The sequence below is a fragment of the Aminobacter aminovorans genome (assembly GCF_900445235.1).
Classification (GTDB): Bacteria; Pseudomonadota; Alphaproteobacteria; order Rhizobiales; family Rhizobiaceae; genus Aminobacter; species Aminobacter aminovorans.
Genome location: NZ_UFSM01000001.1, coordinates 1375792 through 1401506, shown reverse-complemented (window position 1 = coordinate 1401506; position 25715 = coordinate 1375792). Strand labels below are relative to the sequence as shown.

Below are 25715 nucleotides of genomic sequence, written 5' to 3'. Positions count from 1 at the left end.
GGTACCTCGCCCGCGTGCCAAAGGTTGCGACTATGACGCAGCATGTCTTTTTTAAATGACAGCAGGCACGACTGCCGTCATGTTCGGCTTCGATTCATGGAGTGCCCCGCGACGTGTCGAGCCCGCTTTCAGGACTGCGTATACTTGTGCTCGAAGACGAGGCGCTGATCGCGCTCGACGTCGAGCAGCTTTGCAGGGACCATGGCGCCGGAGAGGTCGCCATCGCCGGCAATCTTCGCGAAGCGCGCGCGGTCTCTGTGCCCTATGATGCCGCCATCATCGACGTGATGCTCGGCGGCGAGCCGACCTTCGATTTCGCGCGCTCCCTGGAGGCGGCCGGCGTGCCGTTCGTCTTCGCCTCAGGCTATGACGAGCTTGACGAGATTTTTGCCGGCTTCCCCGGGGTCGCCTTGGTGAGCAAGCCTTATGCCGGCGCCGACCTCATCGAGGCCGTTGCCGAAAGTATTCGCAAGCGCGCGCGCTCAGCCGACAGTTGATCCCATCACCTGAGCCGCGATCGCATCGGGGCCGTAATCGGCCTCGCCGGAGATATCGAGTATCTCCTGCAGCCTGTTGCGGGCGCGACTGACGCGGCTCTTGATGGTGCCGACCGCACAGCCGCAGATTTCCGCCGCTTCCTCATAGGAGAAACCCGACGCGCCGATCAGGATGATCGCCTCGCGTTGGTCTTCCGGCAATTGCTCCAGGGCCTTGCGGAAGTCATCAAGATCGAGTCGCCCATGCTGGCTCGGATGCACGGCGAGGCGCGCTGTCAAAAGGCCCTCGCTGTCCTGCACCTCGCGTCCACGCTTGCGCATCTGCGAATAAAACTCGTTGCGCAGGATGGTGAACAGCCAGGCCTTGAGGTTGGTACCGGGCTGGAAGCTCGATTGCTTGTCCCACGCTTTGACAAGCGTTTCCTGGACGAGGTCGTCGGCCCTGTCGGCGTTCTGCGACAGCGACATGGCGAAAGCGCGCAGGCCAGGAATGGTCGCGAGCAAGTCGCCCTTGAAACCGAGGGAAGCTGCCATGCCCGGTCAGTCCTTCTGCTGCTCAGGTTCGGCTTGCTCCAGCTGGCTGAGCAGCTGGGCAAACCGATCCGGCACCTCGTCGGACACCAGTTCATCGTAATATTGCTTGAGCTTGCGGCCGATTTCGGAGTTTGCCCCAAGAGGCTCACCGTCGCGAAGACCGTTCGGCCTGGCGCTGGCTGCGCCACCTGTCTGCCTTGTCATATGCTTGTCTTTGCCCTTTTGCCCCGTCGGACGTCCCGCCCCAAACGGCGCGCAACAACCTTTTCGGTTTATCGAATTTTGCACCAAACTCCTCAAATGCGGATAGGTTCCACAAAAGAGGAACTTTTGCACAGACCAAGCGTTGTGTGTCGCTTCACAACAACGTCACATGAGGGAGACGTCAATCATGACACTATCCACGAGAATCGCCCCCCACCTGCCTTATCTCCGCCGTTTCTCGCGCGCGGTGGCAGGATCCCAGGAGAGCGGCGATGCACTGGTGGCTGCGATGCTCGAAGCACTGATCGACGACATCGACGTGTTCCCGTCCGCTTCCAATGATCGTATTGCGCTCTACAAGATATTTGCCCGCCTTTTCACGTCAGTCTCCATCCGTGTGCCCCAGGATGGCCCAAGCCTTGCCTGGGAAAAGCGCGCCGCGGCCAATCTTTCCGCGCTTTCGCCGCGCCCACGCCAGGCCTTCCTCCTGGTTGCCGTCGAAGGTTTCAATGAAGCCGAGGCCGCCGAGGTGCTCGACGCCGACGAGGCAGAGTTCACCAAGCTCCTTCAGGAGGCGAGCGGGGAAATCTCGCGTCAGGTCGCGACCGACATCCTGATCATCGAAGACGAACCGCTGATCGCCATGGACATCGAAGAGATGGTTGAAAGCCTTGGCCATCGCGTTGTCGGCACCGCCCGCACACGTTCTGAAGCGATGGCCTTGTTCAAGCGGACACATCCCAAGATGATCCTGGCCGACATCCAGCTCGCCGATGGCAGCTCCGGCATCGACGCCGTCAACGAGATGTTGTCGTCGGCATCGCTGCCGGTGATCTTCATCACTGCCTTCCCGGAACGTCTGCTGACCGGAGAGCGCCCTGAGCCCGCTTTCCTCGTCACTAAGCCGTTCAATCCTGACATGGTCAAGGCGCTGATCAGTCAGGCCCTGTTCTTTGACAGACAGGCGAAAGCTGCGGCATAGGGCTTTTTAGCACCGCCTCAGGGAACCAACCTTGGGGCGGTACGTTTTTCGTTCGTCATTTGAAGGAGATAGATCATGCTGTATTGGGCGCTAGTATTCCTCGTCGTCGCGATTATTGCCGGCGCCCTCGGCTTCGGCGGTATCGCCGGAACATCTGCCGGCATCGCGCAAATCTTGTTCTTCATTTTCCTGGCGTTTCTTGTCATCTCCCTCATCGCTGGCTTGTTCAGGCGAGCATGATGACGCTGCCAATATGAAGAACCAACCCGAGACTGGAAGCCGGCCCCCTCAGTCGGAATCCAGCGCCGCCGGGTAGCGCATCACTTTTGAAGCGTTGCCCGGCGGTCCCATTTGGATCCTGCCGAAATCACTCGGCGGACCCTTAATGAGAAGCGCAAAGGCTCTCGTCGCATGGCCAATCCCTCATCATCCATGGGACAGACCTCACGACTGAACGCCGCCCTTCTCCACGTCTCCCGCAATGCGGGCATAGCCGTGCTCTACCAGGATCACACGCTGCACACTGTATGGTCGCACAACCTGCAGCCGCCTTGGGCCGAAGTGCTGGAAGAACAACCCGGCGCAGGCAACTCTTTGCCGCAACAGCAGGCCGACCGCCTCGTGGCCGCAAAGAAGAACGTCCTTGCCACCGGCAATTCGGATGGGCTTGAGGTCAGCATCGCCGACAACTCTGCCGGCATGCGCTGGTACGACGTCTGCATCGATGCCGACCATTCGCCCAGCGGCCAGGTCCAGGGTGTCGTGGTCACGGTCATCGAAACGACCGAGCAGAAGCGGCGCGAGCAAACGCTGAAAGCGCTGTTGCGCGAAGTCAGCCACCGCTCCAAGAACCTGCTCGCCATCATCCAGAGCATTGCCAGTCAGACCGGCCACTATTCCGGCTCCATCGACGTCTTCCTCGAGCGCTTTCGCGGCCGGCTGCAGTCGCTGGCCTCGTCGCAGGATCTCGTCACCTCGTCCAACTGGCGCGGCGCCGGTTTTCGCGAACTGGTCATCGGTCAGGTCAAACGCTACAACAGCGACACCGAGCACACGGTGCGCATCTTGGGCGAGGACCCGTACCTCACTCCCAATGCCGCGCTGCATATCGGCCTTGCGGTGCACGAGTTGGCAGTCAACTCGGTGAGCTTTGGCGCGCTATCCCGCGCCGACGGCCACGTCGAGGTGACAGCCAGCAAGACTTCAGGCCCCGACGGCGAGGAGCAAATGGCCCTCTATTGGTCGGAAGCAATCGACCCGATCGCCGATGCGTCGACGCGCAAGAAGCGCTTCGGCTCGGTAGCACTTGAACGCGTCGTCCCGGCGGCGTTGAACGGCAATGCTGAACTGCAAATCGGCGTCGACAGGGTGCAATACCGCCTCGTCATGCCCCGTGCGAACTTCGAAATCGACCAGGAATAGCCATCCGCAGCTGATACTCGAGATTCAAATGGTTTAGCTCGATTGGAGCACGGAACTTTTGCCGCCCACTCGCCGTTTCTTGGTCGAGGTGGTTTGTCATGGAACACATCGCAGCATTTCTGTTGGTCGTTTCCTGCTCGCAGGATTTTTCGGGATGCCGCGAGACTCCGGCGCCTGCGCCGCTGTTCGAGGCCTATGACGCTTGCCAGGCCGAATTGCCCAAGGTTCTGACCGCATTCACGTCGCGCGACAAGCGCACTTTTGCCAAGTGCCTGGAGGTCGACCCAGCACTCGAGGAGGATTACGACCAGTTGACCTGGAATGTGTTGCCCAACGGCACGCTCGAGGCGTCTCTGACCGTTTCCAGCGTCGTCGTGGCATCGGGTGACACCACCGGCAAGCCGGTCCTTCTCCATTGATGCGGCAGCGTATCCAGCCGCCGCCCCCAGGCCAAGGAGCCGACATCATGCGGATACGCTAAGCCGTTGAATTGACGCGGCGAGCGGAAAAACGATTCCGATTTTTAGACTGATACGCTAAGTATTCACCGGGCGATGTTAAAGTGAGAGGACTGACCACATGAAGAAGCTTATCCTTGTCGTTGCAGCCGTCGTTGCAATCTCAGGCTGCACGACGACCGAGCGCGACGTTGCGACCGGCACGGGCGTGGGTGCTGTGGCTGGCGCGCTGATCGGCGGCGGCCGCGGCGCTCTTATCGGCGGTGCCGTCGGCGCGGCCTCGGGCCTGCTGGTCCGTAACCTGCGCAATGGCTACTGCGAATACCGCAACAGCCGCGGCCAGATCTATACCGCACGCTGCCGCTGAACGGCTTTGCAGACAAAACCCGGCGATGGCTCTGGCCATCGCCGGGTTTTTCTTTGGCATTCTTGCCGCCGCTGATGCACTCAGCCGCCATAGGGTATGTCGATCTCCACCCGCAGTCCGTCCTTGGCGTAGCGACGCATGATCTTGCCATCGAGTTCGCGGGTAATGTTCATGTCTATAAGCTTGGTGCCAAAGCCGGTCCTCTCGGGCTCCGAAACGCCATTGCCATTGCGTTCGGCCCAGTTGAGCACCAGCCGCCGTTTTCTGCCCTGGCCGTTCAGGCGCCAGTTCACCTTCAGTCCACCAACCGAGTTGTCGCCGTCGCCATATTTCAGCGCGTTGGTGGCAAGCTCATGGAAAGTCAGACCAAGTGCCTGCGTCGTCGTCTCGTCCAGTTCGACCGTCGGACCATTCATCATGTCCTCCGGCAATTCCTTGCCGAACACTTGGCCCAACTCGATGCGCAGCAATTCCTCGAGATCGGCCTTTTGCCAGCGCGAGCGCGTCAGCATGTCCTGCGATGCCGCCATTGCCTGAAGTCGCGCCGAGAAGGACGACGAGAAATCATTGATGTTCTCGGAATGCGCCGCGGTCTGTCGCGCCATCGCCAGCACGCGGGCGATCGAGTTCTTGATGCGATGCTTCATCTCCTGAAGCATCAGGTCCTTTTCCAGCAGGCTCTTCTCGGTCGTTTCGTGCAACTGCGCCGCGGCCTCATAGGCGCGCTGCTGATAGCGCGCGACAAGCGCGATGGCACCCGCGAGCACCAGACCGAAAACCCCGAGCATCAGCGGCGCGGCACGCGGTGATGGCGGCGCGAACGCTGTGCTCGGCCTGAAATTGACGGTCCACTTGCGGCCAGCGACATTGGCCTCGCGCGTCACCGAGAACTCGTTGCCATAGCTGGGATCAGGCGGCACCTGTGACCGGAACAAAAGCGTGTCGTCGCCCATGGTCCCGTCGAAAACCTCCACCGCCACCGGCAGCAGCGGCGCCTTGCCGAGCGCTGCCTGGAACAGCTCCGACGTGCGGAAGGCGACATAGAGAAAACCGGCGGGCGCCGGACCTTCTGCCGCCGGGCGGTCGACGCGCGAAAATACCAGGATCCCGGGCTGCTTTTCGTTGTCGCCCTGGCCGAGCAGCACCCTGCCCGTCGCTTTGGGTTCACCCTGAGCCGTCATCGCCGATTCGATCGCGAGCCGGCGCAGCGGGTCGGTGGCCATATCATAGCCCATCGCATCGAGGCTGGCCTTGCTCATCGGTTCGAACAGCACGATGGGCGTCCGCCAATTCAGCGGCGTCTCAGGAAACAGCGCCCGCTCAATGCCGTAGCCGTCGTTCAGTTCGCGCGTGACCGTCTCGCTCTGACTGGTCTCGATCAGCCGGAGGAAGCCTATGCCGCGCAGGCTGGGGAAATTCTTCTCGGCATCGAGCGAAGCGAAATAGTCGCGGAACTGGTCGCGGGAAAGATGGCCCTTTTGAGCGACGAACATCGCTTGCGTCGCATGCAGCAGGGCAAGGTCGAATTCCAGCCTGCCCTCAATGCGGTTGAGCGCGTCGTCGGCGACCGACTGGAACTTGATCCGCGCCGCCTCCACGGTCGCCAGATAGACGAGACCGGCCATCGTCAGGCTGACGAGGGTCACGGCAATAAAGATCAGACTGGGGAAGTACTTTCTCAATTCCGGCTGGCTCGCGTCACCCACGCACCATTAAAGCACGATCGCGCAAAGGTGAAACTGCTTTTCGCGATCGTGCATTGAGCCAGACGTGCGGTCTGGCTGAGCCGGCAAAAGACCTGTTCAGGCGGCGATCTGCATCGCTCCCGGTCCCGGCGTAGCGCCAGGCGGGCACTTGCCGAGAATGATCATGCCCAACACCTCGTCCTTGGTCACGTCCTGAGTGCGGGCAGTGCCCACGACCTGGCCGTTCTTCATCACGCAGACGCGGTCGGCGAGATCGAACACGTCGTGGATGTCGTGGCTGATGAGGAAGATGCCTATGCCGTCAGCCTTGAGCTGCTTGACCAGTTCGCCGACCTGCGCCGTCTCCTGCGGCCCAAGGGCAGCCGTCGGCTCGTCCATGATCAGGATGCGGGCGTTGAACAGGATGGCGCGGGCGATCGCTACCGACTGGCGCTGGCCGCCCGACAGCTTGCTGACCGGCTCCTTGAAGCGCTGGAAGCGCGGGTTGAGCCGGCCCATCACCTTGCGCGCCTCGGCCTCCATGGCGACATCGTCCAGCGTGCCATAGGCGGTCATGATCTCGCGGCCGAGGAAGAGGTTGGCGGCGGCATCGACATTGTCGGCCAAAGCCAATGTCTGGTAGATCGTCTCGATGCCGTATTTCTTGGCGTCGCGCGGGTTGGAGATCGATGCCTCCTCCCCGCGGACCATGATCGTGCCGGTGTCGCGCTTGTAGGCGCCCGACAGGATCTTGATCAGCGTCGACTTGCCGGCACCATTGTGGCCGAGGAGCGCCACAACTTCGCCTGGGTAGAGATCGACCGAGGCGTCGTCGACGGCGCGGATGCCACCAAAGGCGATGGAGATGTTCTTGAGGTCGACGAGCGGGATACGGGTCTGTTCCATGATCTTGGCTCCCGGTTTTCGTTAGACGCGCTTGCGGTAGAGCGTGTCGAGCCAGACGGCCACGACCAGCACCAAGCCGACGACGATGTTCTGCAACGGCGTGTCGATGTTGAGCAGCACCATGCCCGACTGCAGCGACTGCATCAAAAGGGCACCCAGCATGGCACCAGCAACGGTGCCGGAGCCGCCTGCGAGCGAGGTGCCGCCGATGACGGCTGCCGCGATGACCAGCAGTTCGTCCAGCGTGCCTAGCGAATTGGTGGCGGAGTTCAGGCGCGCACTGGAGACAGCGGCGCTGATCGCTGCCAACACGCCCATGATCATGAACACCTTCATGGTGATCCAGCGCGTGTTGATGCCGGCCAGGTTGGCCGCCTCGGGATTGCCGCCGATGGCGAAGACATAACGACCGAAGCGGGTGCGGTTGGTGACGAAGGTCATGACGATGCCCACGGCCACAGCGATCAGCACGGGAATGGCAATGCCATGGGCGATGAACAGCCCACCTTCGGGAACGGTGATGCCGTTGGCCTCGGCATAGCGGCGCACGATGCCGATCGGCCACGGGTAGGAATTTGCAATCCAGATTGCACCGAGGATGACGCCGCAGGTAACAGTGCCGAGAAATGCCTCGGCCCAGAGCGGCCGCAGCGGGAACTTGAAGCGCTTGCGTTGCTGGCGGCCACGCAGCAGCAGCAACACCACTGCCAGGCATGCAACGAGACCAACGATCCAGCTCCATGTCGCACCGATGGCGCCCTGCGGACCACCGCCCATGAGCTGGAAGGTCGCATCGAGCGGCGCAATCGTCTGGCCTGAGGTCACCCACCAGGCTGCGCCGCGCCAGACCAGCAGTCCGCCCAGCGTCACGATGAAGGCAGGAACCTCCATATAGGCGATGACGAAACCCTGCAGCGCGCCGATCAGCAAGCCGAGTGTGATGCCGATGACGAGTGCCAATGCCCAGATCCACGGATTACCGAGTTCGAGACCGATGGCTTTGACAAGGAAGTGCACCTGGGCAAAGCCCATGACCATGCCGATCAGGCCTTCGGCCGAGCCGACCGACAGGTCGATGTTGCGCATCACGATGACCAGCACCATGCCGGTCGCCATGATCGCAACGGCCGACGCCTGCACCGACAGGTTCCACAGGTTGCGTGCGGTCAGAAAGGTGCGGCTGTCGAAATCGAACGGGTTGACGCCGAGGCGCAGGCTCGAAATCACCTGCAACCCTACCCAGATCAGCAACAGCGCGCCGATCATGCCGAGCATGCGCGTATCGATCTCGGTTGCCTTGAGGAAACGCCCGATCGGGCTGAGCTCCGTCGTTCGCGCGCGGTCCGCCGGCACGTTGGAAGTCGTGTCTGTCATAGTTACCTCCCGACCGAACAGCCGTCTTCGCGGCGGCCGGTGTGCGCATGATAGGGTCAATATGCCATGTCATGAAGCGGGCGTTTTGGGAAAACGCCGCGGTCATTGAACCGCGGCGCTTCTCCTGTCGGACTCGGCCGATGTTAGTTGCAGGCTGCGACCGAACCCGCTGCCACGCCCTGGCAGACGACGTCCTTGCCAACCCAACCGGCGTCGATGACGACGTTGAGATTGTCCTTGGTGATCGCAACCGGCGTCAGGAAGACCGAGTTGAGCTCGAGGCCACCAGGCGTCTTGAACTTGGTGACGTTGGCGATCTCTTCCATCTTCTTGCCATCGGCGAGCTGCGAGGCGATTTCGGCCGCGCTCTTGCCGAGTTCGCGCGCATCCTTCCAGACCGAAACGGTCTGGGTGCCGAGCGCGATGCGGTTCAGCGCGGCATGGTCGCCGTCCTGGCCGGAAACCGGCACCGAGCCGGCAAGGCCCTGTGCCTGGAGCGCTGCGATGGCGCCGCCGGCGGTACCGTCGTTAGAAGCCACGACCGCATCGATCTTGTTGTCGTTGGCGGTGAGGAACTGCTCCATGTTCTTCTGGGCGTTGGCCGGCAGCCAGCCGTCAGTATAAGCTTCGCCGACATTCTTGATCTTGCCGGCGTCGACGGCTTCCTTGAGCACTTCCATCTGGCCGGCGAACAGGAAGTCGGCGTTCGGATCTGCACCGCTGCCCTTGATGAAGACGTAGTTGCCTTCAGGCTTGGCGGCGAACACGCCCTTGGCCTGCATGCGTCCGACTTCCTTGTTGTCGAAGGTCAGGTAGAACGCGTCCTTGTTCTCGATCAGGCGGTCGTAGCCGACAACAGGAATGCCTTCGGCGACGGCCTTGTCGACGGCCGGTCCGATGGCCGAGGCGTCCTGAGCGAGGATGATCAGGGCGTTGGCGCCCTGCGAGATCAGGCTCTCGACGTCGGTCAGCTGCTTGGCCGGCGACGACTGCGCGTCAGCCGAAATGTACTTGTCGCCGGCGGCCTCGATGGCGGCCTTCATGGCGGCTTCATCGGTCTTCCAGCGCTCTTCCTGGAAGTTCGACCAGGAGACACCGATGACCTTGTCCTTTGCCGAAGCCCCTGCCGTAAGCGACAGAGTCATGGCAACACCCGCCAGGATGGCGGTGGTAAACTTTTTCATTATTTCCTCCCTGCGCCCAATGGGCGCGCCTACTTCGCGATAGCCCTTGGAGAAGCTCTTTTTTTCGAGCCTCGAAAAAATACTGACGCAATGGCCCGTCACTGTCAACATGGTTTCGCGTGGGATCTCTATTTTTTTCGAGGATCGAAATAAATAGAGACAATTGGCGTGGGCTCTGTCACAATCGCTTGGCGCGTAAGGGACTGCCGCTTAAGAAGGGCAGCGCTTCGCCGGGAGGAAGACGAGCACATGTCGGTCGGCATACGTCACGACGATCTGAGACGGCGCAACCGCGCCATGGTTATATCCGCTGTTCGCCGTGCCAGCCAGCCGTCGCGCACCGAAATCGCCGCCACCACCGGCCTCAGCCACTCGACGATCTCGACGATTTCCTCCGATCTCATATCGGAAGGCATCCTTGCTGAAGCCAAGGTCAGCGAGCCGGTTTCGATGAAGCGGGGCCGGCCGCAGGTTGGGCTGATGCTCGAACCCAATGCCGCGTCGATCGTTGCCATCGTGCTCTCGCTCAACAGCCTGTCGGCCGCCGTCATCGACTATGCCGGCAACACGACCGCAGAGGAAACGAAGCGGCTGGTGACCCAGAAGATGACCGCGGAGGCATTGCTCGACGAGTGCAGCGCCATGATCCGCCGCCTGATCGACGATGCTGCTGCTTCCGGCGGGCCGGTGCTGCGCATCGCCATGGCTGTCCAGGGCATCACCGATGCCGCTTCGCGCAAGCTGTTGTGGTCGCCGATCACCGAGCATGACGACCTGCCTTTCGCCGACCGGTTCGAGAAGGAATTCGGCGTACCGGTGTCGGTCGAAAACGATTGCAACATGATCGCCGAAGCGCTGCGTTGGCGCGACCCGGTGCGCTATCGCGACGATTTCATCGCCATCCTTCTGTCGCACGGCATCGGCATGGGCCTGGTCGTCAAGGGCGAGCTGTTTACCGGCACGCAATCGTCGGGCGCAGAGTTCGGCCACATGGTCCACCGACCGGACGGCGCGCTCTGCCGCTGCGGCCGCCGCGGCTGCATCGAGGCTTATGCCGGCAACTACGCCATCTGGCGCAACGCCAGAATTGGCGACGAGAATGCCGAGCCTCTGGCCGACCTGTCCGACGACGACATCAGAGCGATTGCCGACGCCGCCCGCGACCATGACGGTCCCGAGCGCGAGGCCTTCCGCAAGGCCGGTGAGGCGATCGGCTTCGGTTTAGGCTCGATGTTCGCCTTGTTCGACCCCGCCCCCCTCGCCTTCGTCGGCGTCGGCGCAACGGCCTTCGACATCATGGAGCCGCATGTACGCGCAGCCATCGCCAAGACGGCAGGCGGGCTGCACTCGAAAGCGATCTCGTTCGACACCGAACCCAACGAGGTTCCGCTCAAGCGGGAAGGCGCGATGATGCGCGCCCTGCTTGCCGTCGATCAGGAGATCTTTGCCGCAGGCACCGCCCCACGCCGCGCCGATACCGACGGCGCCTAGCCTGGGGCGAAACGGACAAGGCGTGGTCTCTAGTCTTCGCGGATCGCGTAGCCGGCACCGCGGATGGTGCGGATCACGTCGGGCATGCGGCCGTTGTTGACCGCCTTGCGCAGGCGTCCGACATGGACGTCGACGGTGCGCTCGTCGATGTAGATCGTCTCGCCCCAGACATTGTCGAGCAACTGGCTGCGTGAGAACACCCGGCCCGGATGCCGCATCATGAATTCGAGCAGGCGGAACTCGGTCGGGCCGAGCTTGATCTCGCTCTTCTTGCGGTAGACCCGATGCGACTCGCGGTCGAGCATGATGTCGCCGACCTTGAGCACCGACGACAGCACCTCGGGCTTGGCCCGGCGAAGCAGCGCCTTGACGCGCGCCATGAACTCCGGCGTCGAGAACGGTTTGACCAGATAGTCGTCGGCGCCGGTCGAAAGCCCGCGCACGCGGTCGCTCTCTTCGCCGCGCGCGGTCAGCATGATGATCGGCAGGCGTTCGGTGTCTGGCCGCATCCTGAGCCGGCGGCACAGTTCGATGCCTGACAGCGCCGGCACCATCCAGTCGAGCACCAGAAGATCGGGCACGTTTTCCTGGAGCCGGATCTCGGCCTCGTCGCCACGCGTGACGACCTCGACCTGGTAACCTTCGGATTCGAGATTGTAGCGAAGCAGCACGCCCAGCGGCTCTTCGTCTTCGACGACCATGACCTTGGGAGCGATCATCGGCTATACCTTGTCCTGGCGCATGGTCGCTTCCGGACCATACGCTGATTTAACCTATGCAGCGCCCCCGCGCCAAACGCATGCGGTTGCGGAAATGCTCAGGCCGGAACCGTCGTCGTGGTCTCGTCGACCTTGGGCCGGTTCAGCGGCAGCTGCGTACCTGTCACGACGAAATAGGCGTTCTCGGCGATGTTGGTGACATGGTCGCCGATACGCTCGAGATTCTTGGCGCAGAACAGCAGATGCGTGCAGGCCGTGATGTTGCGCGGATCTTCCATCATGTAGGTCAGGAGTTCGCGGAACACGGCGGTGTACTGGATGTCGATCTTCTGGTCGTCGGCGCGCAGATCCTTCAGGCCCTCGGCCTGGCGCGCGACATAGAGATCGACGACGCCGCGAACCTGGCCGAGCACCAGTTGCGCCATCGCGTCGATCGAATGCGAGAGGTTGCGCGGCGTCGGCGACTGGCCGACGGCGCCTACACGCTTGGCGATGTTCTTGGCAAGGTCGCCGATGCGCTCGAGATCGCCCGCCATGCGGATTGCGCCGACGACGGCGCGCAGGTCCTGCGCCATCGGCTGGCGCTTGGCGATCAGCGTGATCGCCGAATTGTCGAGATCGCGCTGCTTGGCATCCATGATCGTGTCATCGGCAACGACGTTCTGCGCCAGCGCCTGGTCGGACGACAGAAGCGCGCGGATGGCGCCTGCCACCATCGCGCCGGCGAGATCGCCCATGTCGCGGATGAGCTGGTCGACGTGCTGGAGTTCCTCGTCAAAGGACCGGACTGTATGTTCGCCCATGATTTCTTCCTCGTCTCGTGTGCGGCGGCGCAAACTCACTCAGCCGAAGCGGCCGGTAATGTAGTCCTGCGTCCGCTTGTCGTCGGGGTTGGTGAACATCTTGTCGGTCGGGCCTTCCTCGACGAGATAGCCGAGATGGAACATCGCCGTACGCTGCGACACGCGTGCCGCCTGCTGCATCGAGTGGGTGACGATGACGATCGTGTAGTTCTCGCGCAGTTCGTCGATCAGCTCTTCGACCTTCGCGGTAGCGATCGGATCGAGCGCCGAGCAGGGCTCGTCCATCAGGATCACCTCGGGGGAGACGGCGATGGCGCGCGCGATGCACAGCCGCTGCTGCTGGCCGCCCGACAGGCCAGTGCCTGGCTCGTTGAGGCGGTCCTTGGCCTCGTTCCACAGGGCGGCTTTCTGCAGGCTCTTCTCAACGATAATGTCGAGCTCGGCCTTGTTCTTGGCAAGGCCATGGATACGCGGGCCATAAGCGACATTTTCGTAGATCGACTTCGGGAACGGGTTCGGCTTCTGGAACACCATGCCGACACGGGCACGCAGTTCGACCACGTCGATCTTGGGATCGTAGATGTCTTCGTTGTCGAGAGTGATCTTGCCGCCGACGCTGGCGCTGTCGATGGTGTCGTTCATCCGGTTGAGGCAGCGCAGGAATGTCGACTTGCCACACCCCGACGGGCCGATCAGTGCCGTCACCTGGTTCTGGCGGACATCGAGGTCGACGCCGAACAGCGCTTGCTTGTCGCCATAGTGCACTGTCACCTTGTCGCCGCGCATCTTGATGATTTCGTTCGTTCTGGCGTTCATCTCAGCGTTCACCGCGTCGTCGAGGGATTTTTCGGTCATGATGTTCATAGCAGGATGCTCCTTGTCCATGCCCTACCAGCGGCGCTCAAAGCGGCGGCGCAGGACGATGGCGACGATGTTCATCGCCATGAGGAAGATCAGAAGGATGATGATGGCGCCCGACATGCGCTCGACAAAGGCGCGCTCGGCCTCGTTCGCCCACATATAGATCTGCACCGGCAGTGCCGTCGCCGGGTCGAAAGGCGTCTTGGGATAGTCGGCGACGAAGGCTACCATGCCGATCAACAGCAGCGGTGCGGTCTCGCCGAGCGCACGCGCCAGGCCGATGATCGTGCCGGTCAGGATGCCCGGGGCGGCCAGCGGCAGGATGTGCTGGAACACCATCTGCATCTTCGAGGCACCGAGGCCGAGTGCTGCCGAGCGGATCGACGGCGGCACGGCGGCAAGGGCTGCACGCGTCGCGATGATGATGGTCGGCAGCGTCATCAGCGTCAGCACCAGGCCGCCGACGAAGGACGCAGAGCGCGGCAGCCCGAGGAAGTTGATGAACACAGCCAGGCCCAGAAGACCGAAGACGATCGACGGCACGGCGGCGAGGTTGTTGATGTTGACCTCGATCAGGTCGGTGAAGCGGCTCTTCTTGGCGAATTCCTCGAGGTAGATCGAGGCGGCCACGCCGATCGGCAGTGCCAGAAGCAGCACGATCACCATCATGTAGAACGAACCGATGAGGGCGACGCCGACACCCGAGGTTTCAGGCCGGCTCGACGCGCCGTAGCTGAACAGGCCGGTGTTGAAGTGCTCGGCCATGACACCTTCGGCCTTGAGCTTGTTCATCCACTCGACCTGCTGGTCCGACACCTTGCGGCGGCTTTCCGGAACCTCGAGGTCGATCTGGCCCTTGAAGGCCGAGTCGAGATTTGCGGCGGCGAGGATGTCGACATTGCGCGTCGTGCCGATCACCGACGGGTCGGCGGCGACGATCGCCCTGAGCTGGACACGCGAGCTGTCGGACAGGAAGCCCTTGAGCTTGCGTATCTCGGCCTTGTCGTTGGCGTCGATGCCGAGCTTCTCGATCAGCGCAGTCTCGGCAAGCTTGGGATAGTTAGCCGTGATCAGCACGTTCGGGTCGGTCGCCCGCTTGTTGGACGGGTCGATGACCTTCTCGTCGAAGTTGATCGGCAGTGTCACCGTCGTCTGCCAGAAGGCGGTGTAGCCCTTTGAGACGATCGAGGTCAGCATCACAGCCAGGAAGGCCAGTCCTATGGCGATCGCCAGCACGCCATAGAGGCGAAAGCGGCGTTCGGCGGCGTAGCGTTTCTTGAGGCCAATGTCGCGGCGCGGACGGGCAGCCGAGGCGGTCAGCGTGTCGAGCGAAATATCGGTCATTCGTACTGCTCCCGGTACTTCCGGACGATGTAAAGGGCGACGATGTTCATCACCAGCGTCAGCGCGAACAGCGTGATGCCGAGCGCGAAGGCCACCAGTGTCTGCGGCGTATTGAACTCAAGGTCGCCGGTCAGCTGGTTGACGATCTTGACCGTGATGGTGGTCATCGCCTCGAAAGGATTGAGCGTAAGGTTCGCCGCGACGCCGGCCGCCAGCACCACGATCATCGTTTCGCCGATGGCGCGCGAGGCGGTGAGCAGGATGGCACCGACGATGCCTGGCAAGGCGGCTGGGAGGATGACGCGCTTGATCGTTTCCGAGCGCGTAGCGCCAAGGCCGAGCGAGCCGTCACGCATGGCGCGCGGCACGGCGGTAATGATGTCGTCGGAGAGCGACGAGACGACCGGGATCAGCATCACCCCCATCACCAGGCCGGCGGTCAGGATCGACTGCGCCTGGATGAACGGGGTGCCGCCGGTCAGGGCTGCGCTGATGTCGCGCAGGAAGGGTCCGAGCGTGACGAGCGCGAAAATACCGTAGACGATGGTCGGGATGCCGGCGAGCAACTCGAGTGCCGGCTTGACAACCGCGCGCACCTTGGGGGCTGCGTATTCCGACATATAGACCGCCGACATCAGGCCGATCGGCACAGCGACGAGCAGTGCCACAAAAGCGATGTAGAGCGTGCCGGCGAGCAGCGGGATCAGGCCGAACTGGCCTTCGCTGGCGCCTGCACCGGCGGCGGCGAAACGCGGGTCCCACACGGTGCCGAAGAAGAAGTTGCTCAGCGGCACCTTCTCGAAGAAGGCGATGGTCTGGAACAGCATCGACAGCACGATGCCGATCGTCGTCAGGATGGCGAGCGTCGAGGCGCCGAGCAGGCTCCACAGCATCACCTTCTCGACATTGTTGCGCGCCCTGGCGCGGGGGCTTATGCCCTTCAAGCCGTAACCGACACCGATCAGGGCGAGGCCGACCGAAACGACGGCGGAGATCATGCCGAGACGATCGGAGACGCGGTTGGCGTCCGTGGCGATCGGGATCATGTAGTCCTGCGTGTCGGGCGCCAGCGCCACGCCCTTTGCTGCGAGCATCGGCTGCAGCTCGGCGAAGCTCGAAGGCAGCGCGCCGAGCGTCTGGCCGTCGAGCTTGCGCAACCCGTTGGCGAGGCTCTTGACAAGGCCGGCGGCCAGATCTTCATGCGCGACGGTGCCCTCGGCGACATCGGCCGGCAGGGACGAATGGATATGGCTGTTGAGATAGGCACTCGCGCCGATATCCCAGGCGGCGAGAAACAAAACGGCCGGAACGACGCCAGTCAGGAACGCCCACCAGCCGTGATAGTGCGCACGCGAGTGCGGCTTGACCGTTCCATCATCCTGCGCACGCGCCCTTTGCCGGCCGGCCACGAAGGCCGCCAGTCCGATTGCGAGTACGATGGCGAAGACAAGCAGGAATGACATGGGCCGGCCTCGGTGAATTCGGTTCTCTGTGCCGAACGGGACAGTCGGCGGAATATTCCACGGGGCGGCGGATTTTTCCGCCGCCCCGTGGCAGTTCACTGATTACATGGTCTTGCCGGCGCCGAAGGCTTCGCGCTGTGCAGCGCGCTCTGCATCCGGAGCAGCAACCAAGCCGTAGTCGGCAAGGGGGCTTTCCGGGCCGACCATCTGGTCGTCGAGGAAGAACTCGACATATTCCTTCAGGCCGGGAACGACGCCGAGATGTGCCTTCTTGACGTAGAAGAACAGCGGACGCGACACCGGATATTCGCCCTTGGCGATGGTCTCGACCGAAGGCGTGATGCCGCCGACAGTGGCGACCTTCAGTTTGTCGGCGTTGTTTTCGTAGAAGGCCAGGCCGAACACGCCGACGCCGGTCTTGTTGCTATCGATGCGGGCGAGAGTCTCGGAGTAGTCGCCGTCGATGTCGACAGCCTTGCCGTCCTTGCGCACGGCCTTGCAGGCGGCTTCCGCAGCCTTGTCGTCGAGGCCCGAAGCCTTGCCGGCTTCAACGCCGCCGAGCTTCTTGCAGCCGGCGATCAGGAGCTTTTCTTCAAAGACTTCGCGGGTGCCGTGCTTTTCGCCTGGGATGTAGGCAGCGATGTCCCAATCGGGCAGGTTCGGGTTGACCTGGTTCCACTTGGTGTTCGGATTGTCCACCAGCTTGCCGTCAACAGCGATCTTGGCGGCAAGCGCCTTATAGATGTCCTCAGGCGTCAGCGCCCAGTCCGGGCCCTTGACGTCGGTCGCGAAGACGATGCCGTCATAGCCGATCTTCACTTCCTGGACTTCCTTGACGCCGGCGTCGACGCAGGACTGAAGTTCGTCCTTCTTGATCGGACGCGAGGAGTTGGCGATGTCGATGGTGTTCTCGCCGACGCCCTTGCAGAATTCCTTGATGCCCGCGCCCGAACCGCCCGATTCAACGACCGGGGTCTTGAAGTTGGTGAAGGTTTCACCGAACTGCTCGGCGACGATCTTTGCATAAGGCAGAACGGTCGAGGAACCGGCAACCTGGATCTGGTCGCGGGCCGAGGCATAGCCTACCGAGGCTGCGATCGCGAAGGCAGCAGCCGACGCAGTGAGAAGAGCTTTTTTCATTGGGGCCTGCTCCTGTTGGAGGTATCTCGTATGACGCCATTCCTCGGCGCCCGGTGAGCCAATAGCCCCCCTCTATTACAGTTGCATGACAGTTTCGTGTCACCCCTGTAACGGTTGCAGTGCTTGGCGCTGAAGGGGTCGTTTCCTCGGTCCTTTGCCGGCGCGAGGCAAACAACAGGCAGGAAACGAAATCAAGCCGCCTACCCAACGGCAGGGCAGTCTTTGCCACCACAGACTGTCACATTTCCACAGTCTTTGAGAGCCTACCGGAAGGCGTGTCCCGGCTTCGGATCAGACGGCGCCGCGGCGTTCCTCGTCCTGCCACGACCAGCGCTCGATCTTTTCCAAGAGCGCGCGTGGGCTGATCGGCTTGGGCAGGTAATCGTCCATGCCGGCTTCGAGGCAGCGCTCCTTGTCGCCCTTGAGGGCGTGGGCGGTGACGCCGATGATTGGCACGCGCATGCCGGTGCCGCGTTCGAGCTTGCGGATTTCACTCGTCGCTTCGAGCCCGTTCATCTCCGGCATCGACACGTCCATCAGGATCATCCTCGGACGGCGCTCGCCATAGGCGGCGACCGCCCGCCGGCCGTTGCCGACGATCTCGAAGCTGAGCTCGGTCTCGGCCAGAATCTGGCTGAACACCATCTGGTTCACCTCGTTGTCTTCGGCAACGAGAATGTCGAGCCCGCCATCGCCGCCCGGCCGCTGGCCGCCGCGCAGGCGGGTTGCTTGCGGCAAGGGGCCGCTCGGAAGCTTAGTTGGCACCTGCGCATCGGCCATCTGTGCCGGCGTAAGGGTGGGTGCCCGCTTGCGCTGGATTGCCGCGACGAGCGCCTCCAACAGCGCCGACGAGCGCGCCGGCTTGATCAGCTGGGCATCGATGGCAAGGTCACGGTGCGTTGGCCCCGAAAGCGATTGGTCGACCGAAGTCAGCATGACGATTGGCGTTTCGGACAGCGTCGGCGATTTCCTGACGATCCGCGCCATCTCGGCGCCGGTCATGCCGGGCATCTGGTAGTCGAGCACGATGCAGTCGACGTTGATGCCCATCGCCTGAGCTGCCTGGAGCACCTGCAGCCCCTCGGCACCGCTCTTGGCTGCACAGGAATCGAATCCCCACGACAGCATCTGCTCGGTCAGGATCGTGCGGTTGACCGCATTGTCGTCGACGATCAAAACGCGCGCCCCGGTGACGTCGATCAGTGCCGCCGGCCGCGTCTCCAGCCGTCCGGCATTGGGCAGCGTCAGCGTGAACCAGAAGGTCGAGCCGGCGCCCTCGCCGCTTTCCACACCGATCTCGCCGCCCATCATGTCGACGAGGCGCGAGGTGATGGCGAGGCCAAGACCGGTGCCCTCGTGCCGGCGCGTCGACGACGCATCGACCTGGCTGAACTTCTCGAACACCAGCTTGAGCTTGGCCTCAGGGATGCCGATGCCGGTATCGGTCACCGCGACATGCAGCTTGGTCTTATCGCCATCGCTACGTCCTGTGACGTCGACCAGCACATGGCCGGAATCGGTGAACTTCACCGCATTGCCGAGCAGGTTGGTGATGATCTGCCTGATACGGCCGACGTCGCCGACATAGAGGTGCCGGAGATCGGGCTGCATCCTGACGATCAGCTCGAGGTCCTTCTCCTTGGCCCGCGTCGACATCAGCGTGGCGACGTCCTCGATCGCCTCCGACAGGTTGAACGGGATCGGATCGAGAACCAGCTGTCCGGCATCGATCTTCGAGAAGTCGAGGATGTCGTTGATGATCGTCAGCAGCGCATTGCCCGATTTGACGATGATGTCGGTGAAGGTCTTCTGCTTGGGGTCGAGGTCGGATTTCGCCAGAAGCTCGGCCATGCCGAGCACGCCGTTCATCGGCGTGCGGATTTCATGGCTCATATTGGCCAGGAATTCTGACTTGGCACGGTCGGCCAGCACAGCCCGGCGTTGCGCTTCCTCCAGCTCCGCCTCGCGCTGCTTGAGCTCGGTGATGTTGGTCGTCGAGCCGATCAGGTAGAGCGAGCCGTCCGAGGCCACCATAGCGCTCTTGCGCGCGAACTGGTGGCGCACCATGCCGTCGGCGCATGTTGCCGTCTCTTCGATTTCGACAGTCGTGCCGCGGCGCATGACCTCGCGGTCGGCCTCCATGAAGGGTTCGCCTTCCGGGCCAAAGATCTCCAGGTCGGTCTTCCCGATCGCTTCCTCTTTGGAATAGCCGGTCAGCTCACACCAGCCCTGGTTGACATACATCAGCCTGAGATCGTCATGCTTGGCGTAGATCGACACCGGAACGTTGTCGATCAGGCTGCGGAACACTTCGTTCTCCCGCATCGAATCCTGCAACGCGCGTTCGCGCTGCTTGAGTTCGGTGATGTCGACGCGCACGCCGATGAATGTGCCGTCGGCCAGCCTCTGGTCGAAAATCTGGTACCAGCGCCCATCGGGATTGCGCCGTTCCCGTACCGCCTGGCTGGTGTGGTAGCGCTCGACCATGCCCTCTACCCAGGCATCGGGGTCGGCGTCATACAGCGCATCAAGATCGTCGTCGCTGGTGTCGCGGAAATAGCCCGAGCGCTGCGCTGCCACCATGCTGTCGCGCAGCGTGCGGCCTTCGGTGAGTACGTCATGGAGTGCCGGCAAGGCGCTCTTGAGCTTGCGGTTGGCAAGCACGAAACGGTCGTCGCGGTCGTAGATGATGACGCCCGCCGGCAGCGATTCGAGCACTTCGGCCAGCCGGTGCCGAGCCTCGACCGCCTCGACCTCTCGCCGCTTCATCTCGCTGACGTCGTAATATGAAACCAGCCGCTTGCCGCCGGATAGGGCGGTGACCGAATAGATCATGGTGCAGCCGTCAGCGCGGCGGAACTCACGCGGCGCGACATCGCCGGCCGAAATTTCCGACTGGCGCAATGCGACGTAGCTTTCCCAGTCACCGTCGGCGACGGCGTAGACGCCACTGTAGCGGTTGATGTCCATCAGCGCCCTGAACGGGCAACCCATGGCGACCTGACCGACGGTCAGTTTCCAGATGTCGTAAAAGGCCTGGTTGATGAACTGTACGTTGAGGCCGGCATCGACCAGCACCACGCCCATGTTCATCGAATCGATGGTGCGTTCGAGGTCGGCATAAGGCAGGCTGAGATCGTCCAGGGCCCGCGCATCGCCGGCCTCGGTCGTCAGCCCCCGCTCATTGGCCGGCTCGCCGGTCGGATCGATGACGTCCGAGCCCAGAATTTTCCGCATCCGTCAGCCCTGCATGCATGGAGCGATGCTGCTTCCCCCGCAGACCGCCGCGACAAACCTTGCCGCAGAAGCATTAACGACTGACTAACCTTAACGCCGCTGCGCCATACATGAGCAGATTGCAATGTAATCGAGGTGACAACCCACGAAGAACTATGCCGGAACTGAGCTTACTTTACGTTGGGTCACTGCAGAGCGACCGGAAACCGACCAACTGCAACCGCGAGACGGCCCTGACCTCTGCGCTAGTCGTCATTGGCGGCGTTGAGCTCTTCCGGCCGCATGCCGCCATTGGGATCGACGAGGCCGAGCGATCGCGCCAGGATCAGCCGGCGCGACTTGAGCAGGGGCGAAAGTGCCGCCTGCACGTCAGACATGCGCGGGTTACGCTCATGCGCGGCAACTGCTGAGTCGTCGGCATAAAGCTCGTTGACCATCACCTTGTTGGCGATCGGCGTGCCGTCACGCTCCACCGGCTTGATGACCTCGAAGCGCAGGCAGCCCGGCTCCTCCTGCAGCGTGGCGCGGGCATGTTCCGAGATCAGGTCCAGGAACTGCTCCTCCGCCCCGTCCACAGTCTCGAATTCGACGATGATGGTCATTTCAGCCAAGAGCGTATGCCTTTCCTTCGATCCCGCGGTCCGGCTGCCCGGACAGCGGCGGTGAGGTCAGGCTAAGTCATGACGGCAGCATTGGGAAGGCCATGGCGGGGGCCTTGAGGCGCACCGGCGGGCGAAGGGTTGTGCAGCCCGCCGGGCGTTGCCAAAGACGCGCACTCGATACATTGCGCAGGTGAATGGTGCGGAGTTGATGGTGAACAAATGGTGAAGCCAAACGATCACTGTAGATGTCCTGATGTAAGGTAAGCCCGCTTGGGGGGAACCAATTTCCGCCCCGGAGAGTTGCGTTCAGGCACACCGGGTGTGGTCTTTTCCTTTCAGCCACGCCCAGAAAGGGCCTGCCGTTCCCCTCCTGGCGGGCCCTTTCGCCTGTTTCCTGGCAGCTTTTCCTGCAACTCCGTTGCAACCCAGAGTGACTCGACATCACACAGGTTGTAGAGCAGAATTTCCGCCCTGAAATGACCCACGCCAGCATGCAACCTTTGCCTCAGGGAGGCATATTGATGCGATCGCCTGCGGCAGATGCTTCCACATACGTGACGATGCTGAACTCTATCTTCGTTCTATACCCACGGGCATGAACGGGGATTTAGTTATTGATCGCGATCAGCTTTGCTGACCGTGACAGCAAGCAGGCAAAAAATCAGCAGCAGAGCATAAGACAAAAAACAAGCACCATATGGGAGAAGACTATGGAGCACGTACTTTTCACCCAGCCTAACTCCCCGATTTATCCCAGGGATCTCGCGCTTCTTCAGCATGTGTTCGACCAGATTTGCCACGAACGCGGCGAAGATCCGAGCTCCGTATGGGCAAGCGAAATAGCGAGGACGCTCCTCAAGCTTTATCGTAGCGGCGTACGTGACAAGGATCTGCTGCTGGCAAGCATCCCCCGTTTCAGGACAAGAACCGCCGCTTGACGAAAAGGCGGACTGCAACCCCGAATTGATAGCCCGGAAGCATTCGGCTTTCGGGACTGTGTGACCTTGGCACCGGCTCGGAGGCGCGTGTCACCAGGCTTCGGCATCACCCTGAGGTCCCGGAGCATAGGGTGTTCGGGCCTTTCACCTCGATTCAAATTTCCCGATATTTTTTCCGTTCAATCCTGACCTTTGACGGTTCGTCTGCGGCTTTGGTCTCGCCATTGATCCCGCTACGGCAAGCGGCGACAATGAAGGCAACTGATTCTTTCCCGAAAAACCGGGAAACTGGTTTCTAGGCAAGGTCACGCTCCAACGAGAAATTGGCGCTCGTTCCGAACAGGGACAGGCTCTAAGGCCCGGGCACATGTCGCGACGCATCGCCACGCTGCTTGCCGCCATCGCTGCCGCTGCCATGGCAACGGCAGTTCAGGCTGGAGACAGCCGCGCCCGGCAGTTGCTGGTAGATCCACATCAGCATGGCGTTGGCATCCTTTATGCCCGCTGGCCTTCTATCGCCGCCGACTACACCACCGCGATGATGCGCTATCGCATGGCGACCGAATACGAAGACCTGCCGCCCAGGACCTATCCCTTCGTCATGTTCTCGCGGCCGCCTCTCGGCGGGCCGTGGACCTGGACCGCGATCAACGGTTCTCACGCACGGCGTCTCAAGGATGGCGCCTTGCGCATCAGCTTGACGGACCAGCTCGGCAACTGGTTCGTCGAAATCCTCTGCGCCGATAGCGGCTGGCCGGTATTTTCCTGCAGCGACGGCGTTCAACGCATCGCCGCCGCACCCGAACCCCGCCTGCTCGTTATCGACGGTGTCGAATTCGTCCGCAGCCTGCCAAACGAGTAGGTTCTGGCCGGAACTGCGAGCCTGTGAGTTGTCAAAGCCCGGCACGAGGTCGGGCTTTGACGTTCAGGCAGTGCGGTCAGAACTTGTAGCTGATGCCGGCCCGCAGGGTGTGCTGATTGAGATCGATCTTGATGTCCCCCGGAAACGTCTCGGAGCCAAAGTCGGCATAGCGGTATTCAAAGCGGCCGATCCAGTTGTCAGTGAACGCATGCTCGATGCCGGCGCCAACGGTCCAGCCGAGGAACGTCTTGCTTTCGTCATATGCCTGCATCTTCACATAGGTGTTGGCAAAGCCCACGCCGCCGGTCGCGAAGATCAGTGTGCGGTCCATCGCATAGCCGGCGCGCAGACGTGCGCTACCTTGCCAGTTGGTCCCGGCTTCGACGGGAACGTTCATTGGCGGGAAATCGGGCAGGCTGACACGGACGACCAGATCGCGCTTGGTCCAGGCGTGGGAGACGTCGGCCTCGACGCCGGCGACGAAGTTGCCATTCAGCTGCCAATTGTAGCCTGCGTGGACGCCGAGCAAACCGTTGTCGAAGCCATCGATATCAAAGGGCCGTGCGGCGGTAGCTACATCCACAGTACCATTGAGCCAGGCGTAGCCGCCATGCAGGCCGACATAACCGCCGTTCCAGACAAAACCAGCCGGCGCTGTAACAGGCGCCGGCTCGTGGACGACCACATCGGCAGCCAAGGCGCTGCCTGCAACGGCAAACAGAAAGGTCGAAGCAAGAAGAACTGTTTTCATGAAGAACCCCTGGATTGAAGGGGCACAACACGGCAACTTTTCGTTGCCCTGAAACCTGCCTGCTGCACGCCCTGCAGCGCGTGATAAGGGCTGGCTCCACATCCGGTAAACGACCAAATCTGGTCCTATCTGGTGAGCCTGCCTGCCGCCCGCAATGTCCGATTGCGTTTGGATCAGACTGCGACGGCGTGGCCGTCCCCGACGACGTTCTGGACCGCCCAGCAATAGGCCTCGTCTAGGGCTGCGAATTTCTGCGCCTGCCACAGCAAATAGTCGTTCAGAAAAGCTGCCGACAACCACAGTACCCGTTGGTCCGATGCCGCCGCCCAGCCCATCAGTCCGCTTGTCTCCGCCTTTTTGAACATCCTCCGCAAATTCGAGACGGAGATGAAGTAGCGCGTCGCGAGTTCGGCGAGGCTGGAGGGTCCAACGATCACCTTGCCGTCCCGCGGCGTGAAGTCGTCTATGCGCGAGATGATTTCGTGCAGGATCATCCCGCCCAGTTCCGACTGCAGGAACGAATTGATGCTGTCGGCTGGATAGCGCCACAACGGGTTCTCGATGAGCCGGCGCGCGGCGCGCGGCTGTGCCGCGCGGAATATCCTGCCGTCAGCCGCACAGCGGGCATGGCGGCCGCCATCGTCCAGTTCATCGAGGCAGCTCATCTGCCCCATGAACCAACCGGTCATCGCTTTCCGGCTGGCCTCGGTCGTGTCGAGCAGGCGCAGCCGCTTGTCGTGAGGAGTGGGTATCTCCGTCAGAAACTTGTAGGTCAGCAGTTCCTGCAGAAAGGCCCTTGCCGTGTTGTGGCTCACCGCACCGATGCTGGTGGCGATTTCGACCAGGCGAGACTGCGAAAGGCCGGAGTGAGGGTCGTCCTCGGTGCGCTCGAGCGTCAGCGCATAGAGCGACTGGGTCATCAGCCATTTGCGGTGCGAGGCCTTGAGCCGTGCCAGCCTTGGCGTCTGCTCGTGAATGGCGATCAGGTGGAGAGCCAGGCGCTGGTCAATGCGAGGAAAGAGCGGGTGCGCCGTCAATTGCGCGGGGCTCATTGGATCTGTCGGGCAGCGGGGCGAACTCTGGACGGGCATGTGCATGTGAAAGTCGCGATGCAATTGCATTGTGGCATTGAGCCCCCCCTCTCGGGCGGCTCCGTTTCCGGGCAGTAACCCAGCCTGCTGATACCAAGCAATCCTGGATCGAGCACTGCTCATGCCCATAGGAGCGTCGAGAGCACAAGATGATTTCGTGCCGGCAGGACAAGTTCAGTGCTGCCGATCGGCGCCTTCTCCTGAGTGCGCCATCGTCGACCTCGCCTCGACATGGTTCTGTGCGACACAACGCCGGCGCACGACACCTGCGGCGGCTCGGCCCTTTCTCGCTCCCGCGGCAACTTCATCCCATTCTGCGTCTTTTCTCGCATCCTTTCCGCCGACGACCGCTATGCCGACAAAGTCCGCGGTTCAGGTGGCGCCTACACCCATCTCGGCGGCAACGACGTGAGCGCGTGGCTAAGAGATGGAGGTGCAAGGACGACGAGCCGAATTGCGGGGACCGAGAGTTGCGCCAGAGATGTGCCGGAAAGCCGCGGCGCGCAAAGACACCTGATGCAACTCTCCGTCCTCAGCCGCGTTTTGGTGGATGGATTTTACACCGAACGTCTGGGTCAGGGATGGAGAGTTTTCGTTGCGCGAGGTCGTCTCGGTGCCGGATGCCGTCGAGTTTCTTGACGGCTGGCCGCAAGACAAGCGCAACCCGTTCTTCTATCTCGCAGAAAACGCCATGCAGGCTGCAATCAACGGCTCTATCCCTGTCGATGAGGCAAGGGAAGCTTTCGAAAGCTTCTGCAACGAGGCCGGAATATTGGCGGCGTCGCCCGATGTGGCTTGAA

The 25715-nt window shown here is 62.1% G+C and carries 26 protein-coding genes; 10 read left to right on the top strand and 16 right to left on the bottom strand.

Features of this window, described 5'->3' with window-relative positions; translation table 11 throughout:
* Nucleotides 1-113 precede the first annotated feature (113 nt).
* A complete protein-coding gene (locus DY201_RS06920) occupies nucleotides 114-497 on the top strand; it encodes a response regulator (RefSeq protein ID WP_115733642.1) in 384 nt (127 codons plus the stop codon).
* On the opposite strand, the gene DY201_RS06915 is transcribed toward DY201_RS06920, so the two are convergent.
* A complete protein-coding gene (locus tag DY201_RS06915) occupies nucleotides 483-1031 on the bottom strand; it encodes a sigma-70 family RNA polymerase sigma factor (RefSeq protein WP_115730560.1) in 549 nt (182 codons plus the stop codon). The two genes, DY201_RS06920 and DY201_RS06915, sit on opposite strands and share 15 nt — an antisense overlap.
* Nucleotides 1032-1037: 6 nt before the next feature.
* Nucleotides 1038-1235 carry a NepR family anti-sigma factor gene (locus tag DY201_RS06910; protein WP_115730559.1) on the bottom strand — a complete coding sequence of 66 codons (198 nt, stop codon included), beginning with the start codon at nucleotides 1233-1235 and terminating at the stop codon, nucleotides 1038-1040.
* 187 nt (nucleotides 1236-1422) lie between these two features.
* Between DY201_RS06910 and DY201_RS06905 the strand changes: the two genes are divergently transcribed.
* From DY201_RS06905 to DY201_RS06885, 5 genes are all read left to right on the top strand, one after another.
* On the top strand, nucleotides 1423-2217 hold the full coding sequence (locus DY201_RS06905) for a response regulator (protein WP_115730558.1): 795 nt from the start codon (nucleotides 1423-1425) through the stop codon (nucleotides 2215-2217).
* A gap of 75 nt (nucleotides 2218-2292) precedes the next feature.
* Nucleotides 2293-2457 carry a DUF1328 domain-containing protein gene (locus tag DY201_RS06900; protein ID WP_018429836.1) on the top strand — a complete coding sequence of 55 codons (165 nt, stop codon included), beginning with the start codon at nucleotides 2293-2295 and terminating at the stop codon, nucleotides 2455-2457.
* 171 nt (nucleotides 2458-2628) lie between these two features.
* Nucleotides 2629-3639, top strand: coding sequence for a sensor histidine kinase (locus tag DY201_RS06895; RefSeq protein ID WP_115730557.1), 1011 nt, complete (start codon nucleotides 2629-2631; stop codon nucleotides 3637-3639).
* A gap of 98 nt (nucleotides 3640-3737) precedes the next feature.
* Nucleotides 3738-4058: a hypothetical protein gene (locus tag DY201_RS06890; protein WP_115730556.1), complete on the top strand. Its 321-nt coding sequence runs from the start codon at nucleotides 3738-3740 to the stop codon at nucleotides 4056-4058.
* A 160-nt stretch (nucleotides 4059-4218) separates the two neighbouring features.
* Nucleotides 4219-4464, top strand: a complete 246-nt coding sequence (locus DY201_RS06885; protein WP_067957313.1) for a YMGG-like glycine zipper-containing protein — start codon at nucleotides 4219-4221, stop codon at nucleotides 4462-4464.
* 80 nt (nucleotides 4465-4544) lie between these two features.
* On the opposite strand, the gene DY201_RS06880 is transcribed toward DY201_RS06885, so the two are convergent.
* From DY201_RS06880 to xylF, 4 genes are all read right to left on the bottom strand, one after another.
* Nucleotides 4545-6146, bottom strand: coding sequence for a CHASE domain-containing protein (locus DY201_RS06880; protein ID WP_115733641.1), 1602 nt, complete (start codon nucleotides 6144-6146; stop codon nucleotides 4545-4547).
* Nucleotides 6147-6266: 120 nt separating this feature from the next.
* Entirely contained in the window at nucleotides 6267-7055 is a 789-nt protein-coding gene (locus DY201_RS06875; protein WP_115730555.1) for an ATP-binding cassette domain-containing protein, read from the bottom strand.
* A gap of 21 nt (nucleotides 7056-7076) precedes the next feature.
* Entirely contained in the window at nucleotides 7077-8429 is a 1353-nt protein-coding gene (locus DY201_RS06870) for a sugar ABC transporter permease (RefSeq protein WP_115730554.1), read from the bottom strand.
* Nucleotides 8430-8572: 143 nt separating this feature from the next.
* A complete protein-coding gene (xylF, locus tag DY201_RS06865; RefSeq protein WP_115730553.1) occupies nucleotides 8573-9613 on the bottom strand; it encodes a D-xylose ABC transporter substrate-binding protein in 1041 nt (346 codons plus the stop codon).
* A 249-nt stretch (nucleotides 9614-9862) separates the two neighbouring features.
* Between xylF and DY201_RS06860 the strand changes: the two genes are divergently transcribed.
* Nucleotides 9863-11104, top strand: a complete 1242-nt coding sequence (locus DY201_RS06860) for an ROK family protein (protein WP_115730552.1) — start codon at nucleotides 9863-9865, stop codon at nucleotides 11102-11104.
* A 29-nt stretch (nucleotides 11105-11133) separates the two neighbouring features.
* On the opposite strand, the gene phoB is transcribed toward DY201_RS06860, so the two are convergent.
* The 8 genes from phoB to DY201_RS06820 all read right to left on the bottom strand — a co-directional run bounded on the left by phoB (nucleotide 11134) and on the right by DY201_RS06820 (nucleotide 21273).
* Nucleotides 11134-11823 carry a phosphate regulon transcriptional regulator PhoB gene (gene phoB, locus DY201_RS06855; protein WP_067957297.1) on the bottom strand — a complete coding sequence of 230 codons (690 nt, stop codon included), beginning with the start codon at nucleotides 11821-11823 and terminating at the stop codon, nucleotides 11134-11136.
* Nucleotides 11824-11921: 98 nt separating this feature from the next.
* A complete protein-coding gene (phoU, locus tag DY201_RS06850) occupies nucleotides 11922-12626 on the bottom strand; it encodes a phosphate signaling complex protein PhoU (RefSeq protein ID WP_115730551.1) in 705 nt (234 codons plus the stop codon).
* A 39-nt stretch (nucleotides 12627-12665) separates the two neighbouring features.
* Nucleotides 12666-13490 carry a phosphate ABC transporter ATP-binding protein PstB gene (gene pstB, locus DY201_RS06845; protein ID WP_115733640.1) on the bottom strand — a complete coding sequence of 275 codons (825 nt, stop codon included), beginning with the start codon at nucleotides 13488-13490 and terminating at the stop codon, nucleotides 12666-12668.
* A gap of 24 nt (nucleotides 13491-13514) precedes the next feature.
* Entirely contained in the window at nucleotides 13515-14831 is a 1317-nt protein-coding gene (pstA, locus tag DY201_RS06840) for a phosphate ABC transporter permease PstA (RefSeq protein ID WP_115730550.1), read from the bottom strand.
* Nucleotides 14828-16294, bottom strand: a complete 1467-nt coding sequence (gene pstC, locus DY201_RS06835) for a phosphate ABC transporter permease subunit PstC (protein WP_115730549.1) — start codon at nucleotides 16292-16294, stop codon at nucleotides 14828-14830. The genes pstA and pstC overlap by 4 nt, the downstream gene beginning before the upstream one ends.
* Before the next feature lie 102 nt (nucleotides 16295-16396).
* Nucleotides 16397-17434: a PstS family phosphate ABC transporter substrate-binding protein gene (locus DY201_RS06830; protein ID WP_115730548.1), complete on the bottom strand. Its 1038-nt coding sequence runs from the start codon at nucleotides 17432-17434 to the stop codon at nucleotides 16397-16399.
* Between the two features lie 291 nt (nucleotides 17435-17725).
* Nucleotides 17726-20671 carry a response regulator gene (locus tag DY201_RS06825; RefSeq protein WP_115730547.1) on the bottom strand — a complete coding sequence of 982 codons (2946 nt, stop codon included), beginning with the start codon at nucleotides 20669-20671 and terminating at the stop codon, nucleotides 17726-17728.
* Between the two features lie 245 nt (nucleotides 20672-20916).
* Nucleotides 20917-21273 (bottom strand): putative quinol monooxygenase, encoded by a 357-nt coding sequence (locus DY201_RS06820; RefSeq protein ID WP_115730546.1) that lies wholly within the window; start codon nucleotides 21271-21273, stop codon nucleotides 20917-20919.
* Between the two features lie 614 nt (nucleotides 21274-21887).
* On the opposite strand from DY201_RS06820, the gene DY201_RS06815 reads away from it, so the two are divergent.
* Together DY201_RS06815 and DY201_RS06810 are read left to right on the top strand one after the other, a co-directional pair.
* Nucleotides 21888-22211, top strand: a complete 324-nt coding sequence (locus DY201_RS06815) for a hypothetical protein (protein ID WP_115730545.1) — start codon at nucleotides 21888-21890, stop codon at nucleotides 22209-22211.
* Nucleotides 22212-22578: 367 nt separating this feature from the next.
* Nucleotides 22579-23073, top strand: coding sequence for a hypothetical protein (locus DY201_RS06810; protein WP_115730544.1), 495 nt, complete (start codon nucleotides 22579-22581; stop codon nucleotides 23071-23073).
* A gap of 76 nt (nucleotides 23074-23149) precedes the next feature.
* Here the strand turns inward: DY201_RS06810 and DY201_RS06805 are convergent, their stop codons facing one another.
* Both DY201_RS06805 and DY201_RS06800 read right to left on the bottom strand, forming a co-directional pair.
* Nucleotides 23150-23941, bottom strand: coding sequence for an outer membrane protein (locus DY201_RS06805; RefSeq protein WP_131922324.1), 792 nt, complete (start codon nucleotides 23939-23941; stop codon nucleotides 23150-23152).
* Between the two features lie 56 nt (nucleotides 23942-23997).
* Nucleotides 23998-24876, bottom strand: a complete 879-nt coding sequence (locus DY201_RS06800) for a hypothetical protein (RefSeq protein ID WP_115730542.1) — start codon at nucleotides 24874-24876, stop codon at nucleotides 23998-24000.
* A gap of 634 nt (nucleotides 24877-25510) precedes the next feature.
* On the opposite strand from DY201_RS06800, the gene DY201_RS06795 reads away from it, so the two are divergent.
* Entirely contained in the window at nucleotides 25511-25714 is a 204-nt protein-coding gene (locus DY201_RS06795; protein WP_165915912.1) for a DUF982 domain-containing protein, read from the top strand.
* The last annotated feature ends 1 nt before the right edge of the window (nucleotide 25715 follow it).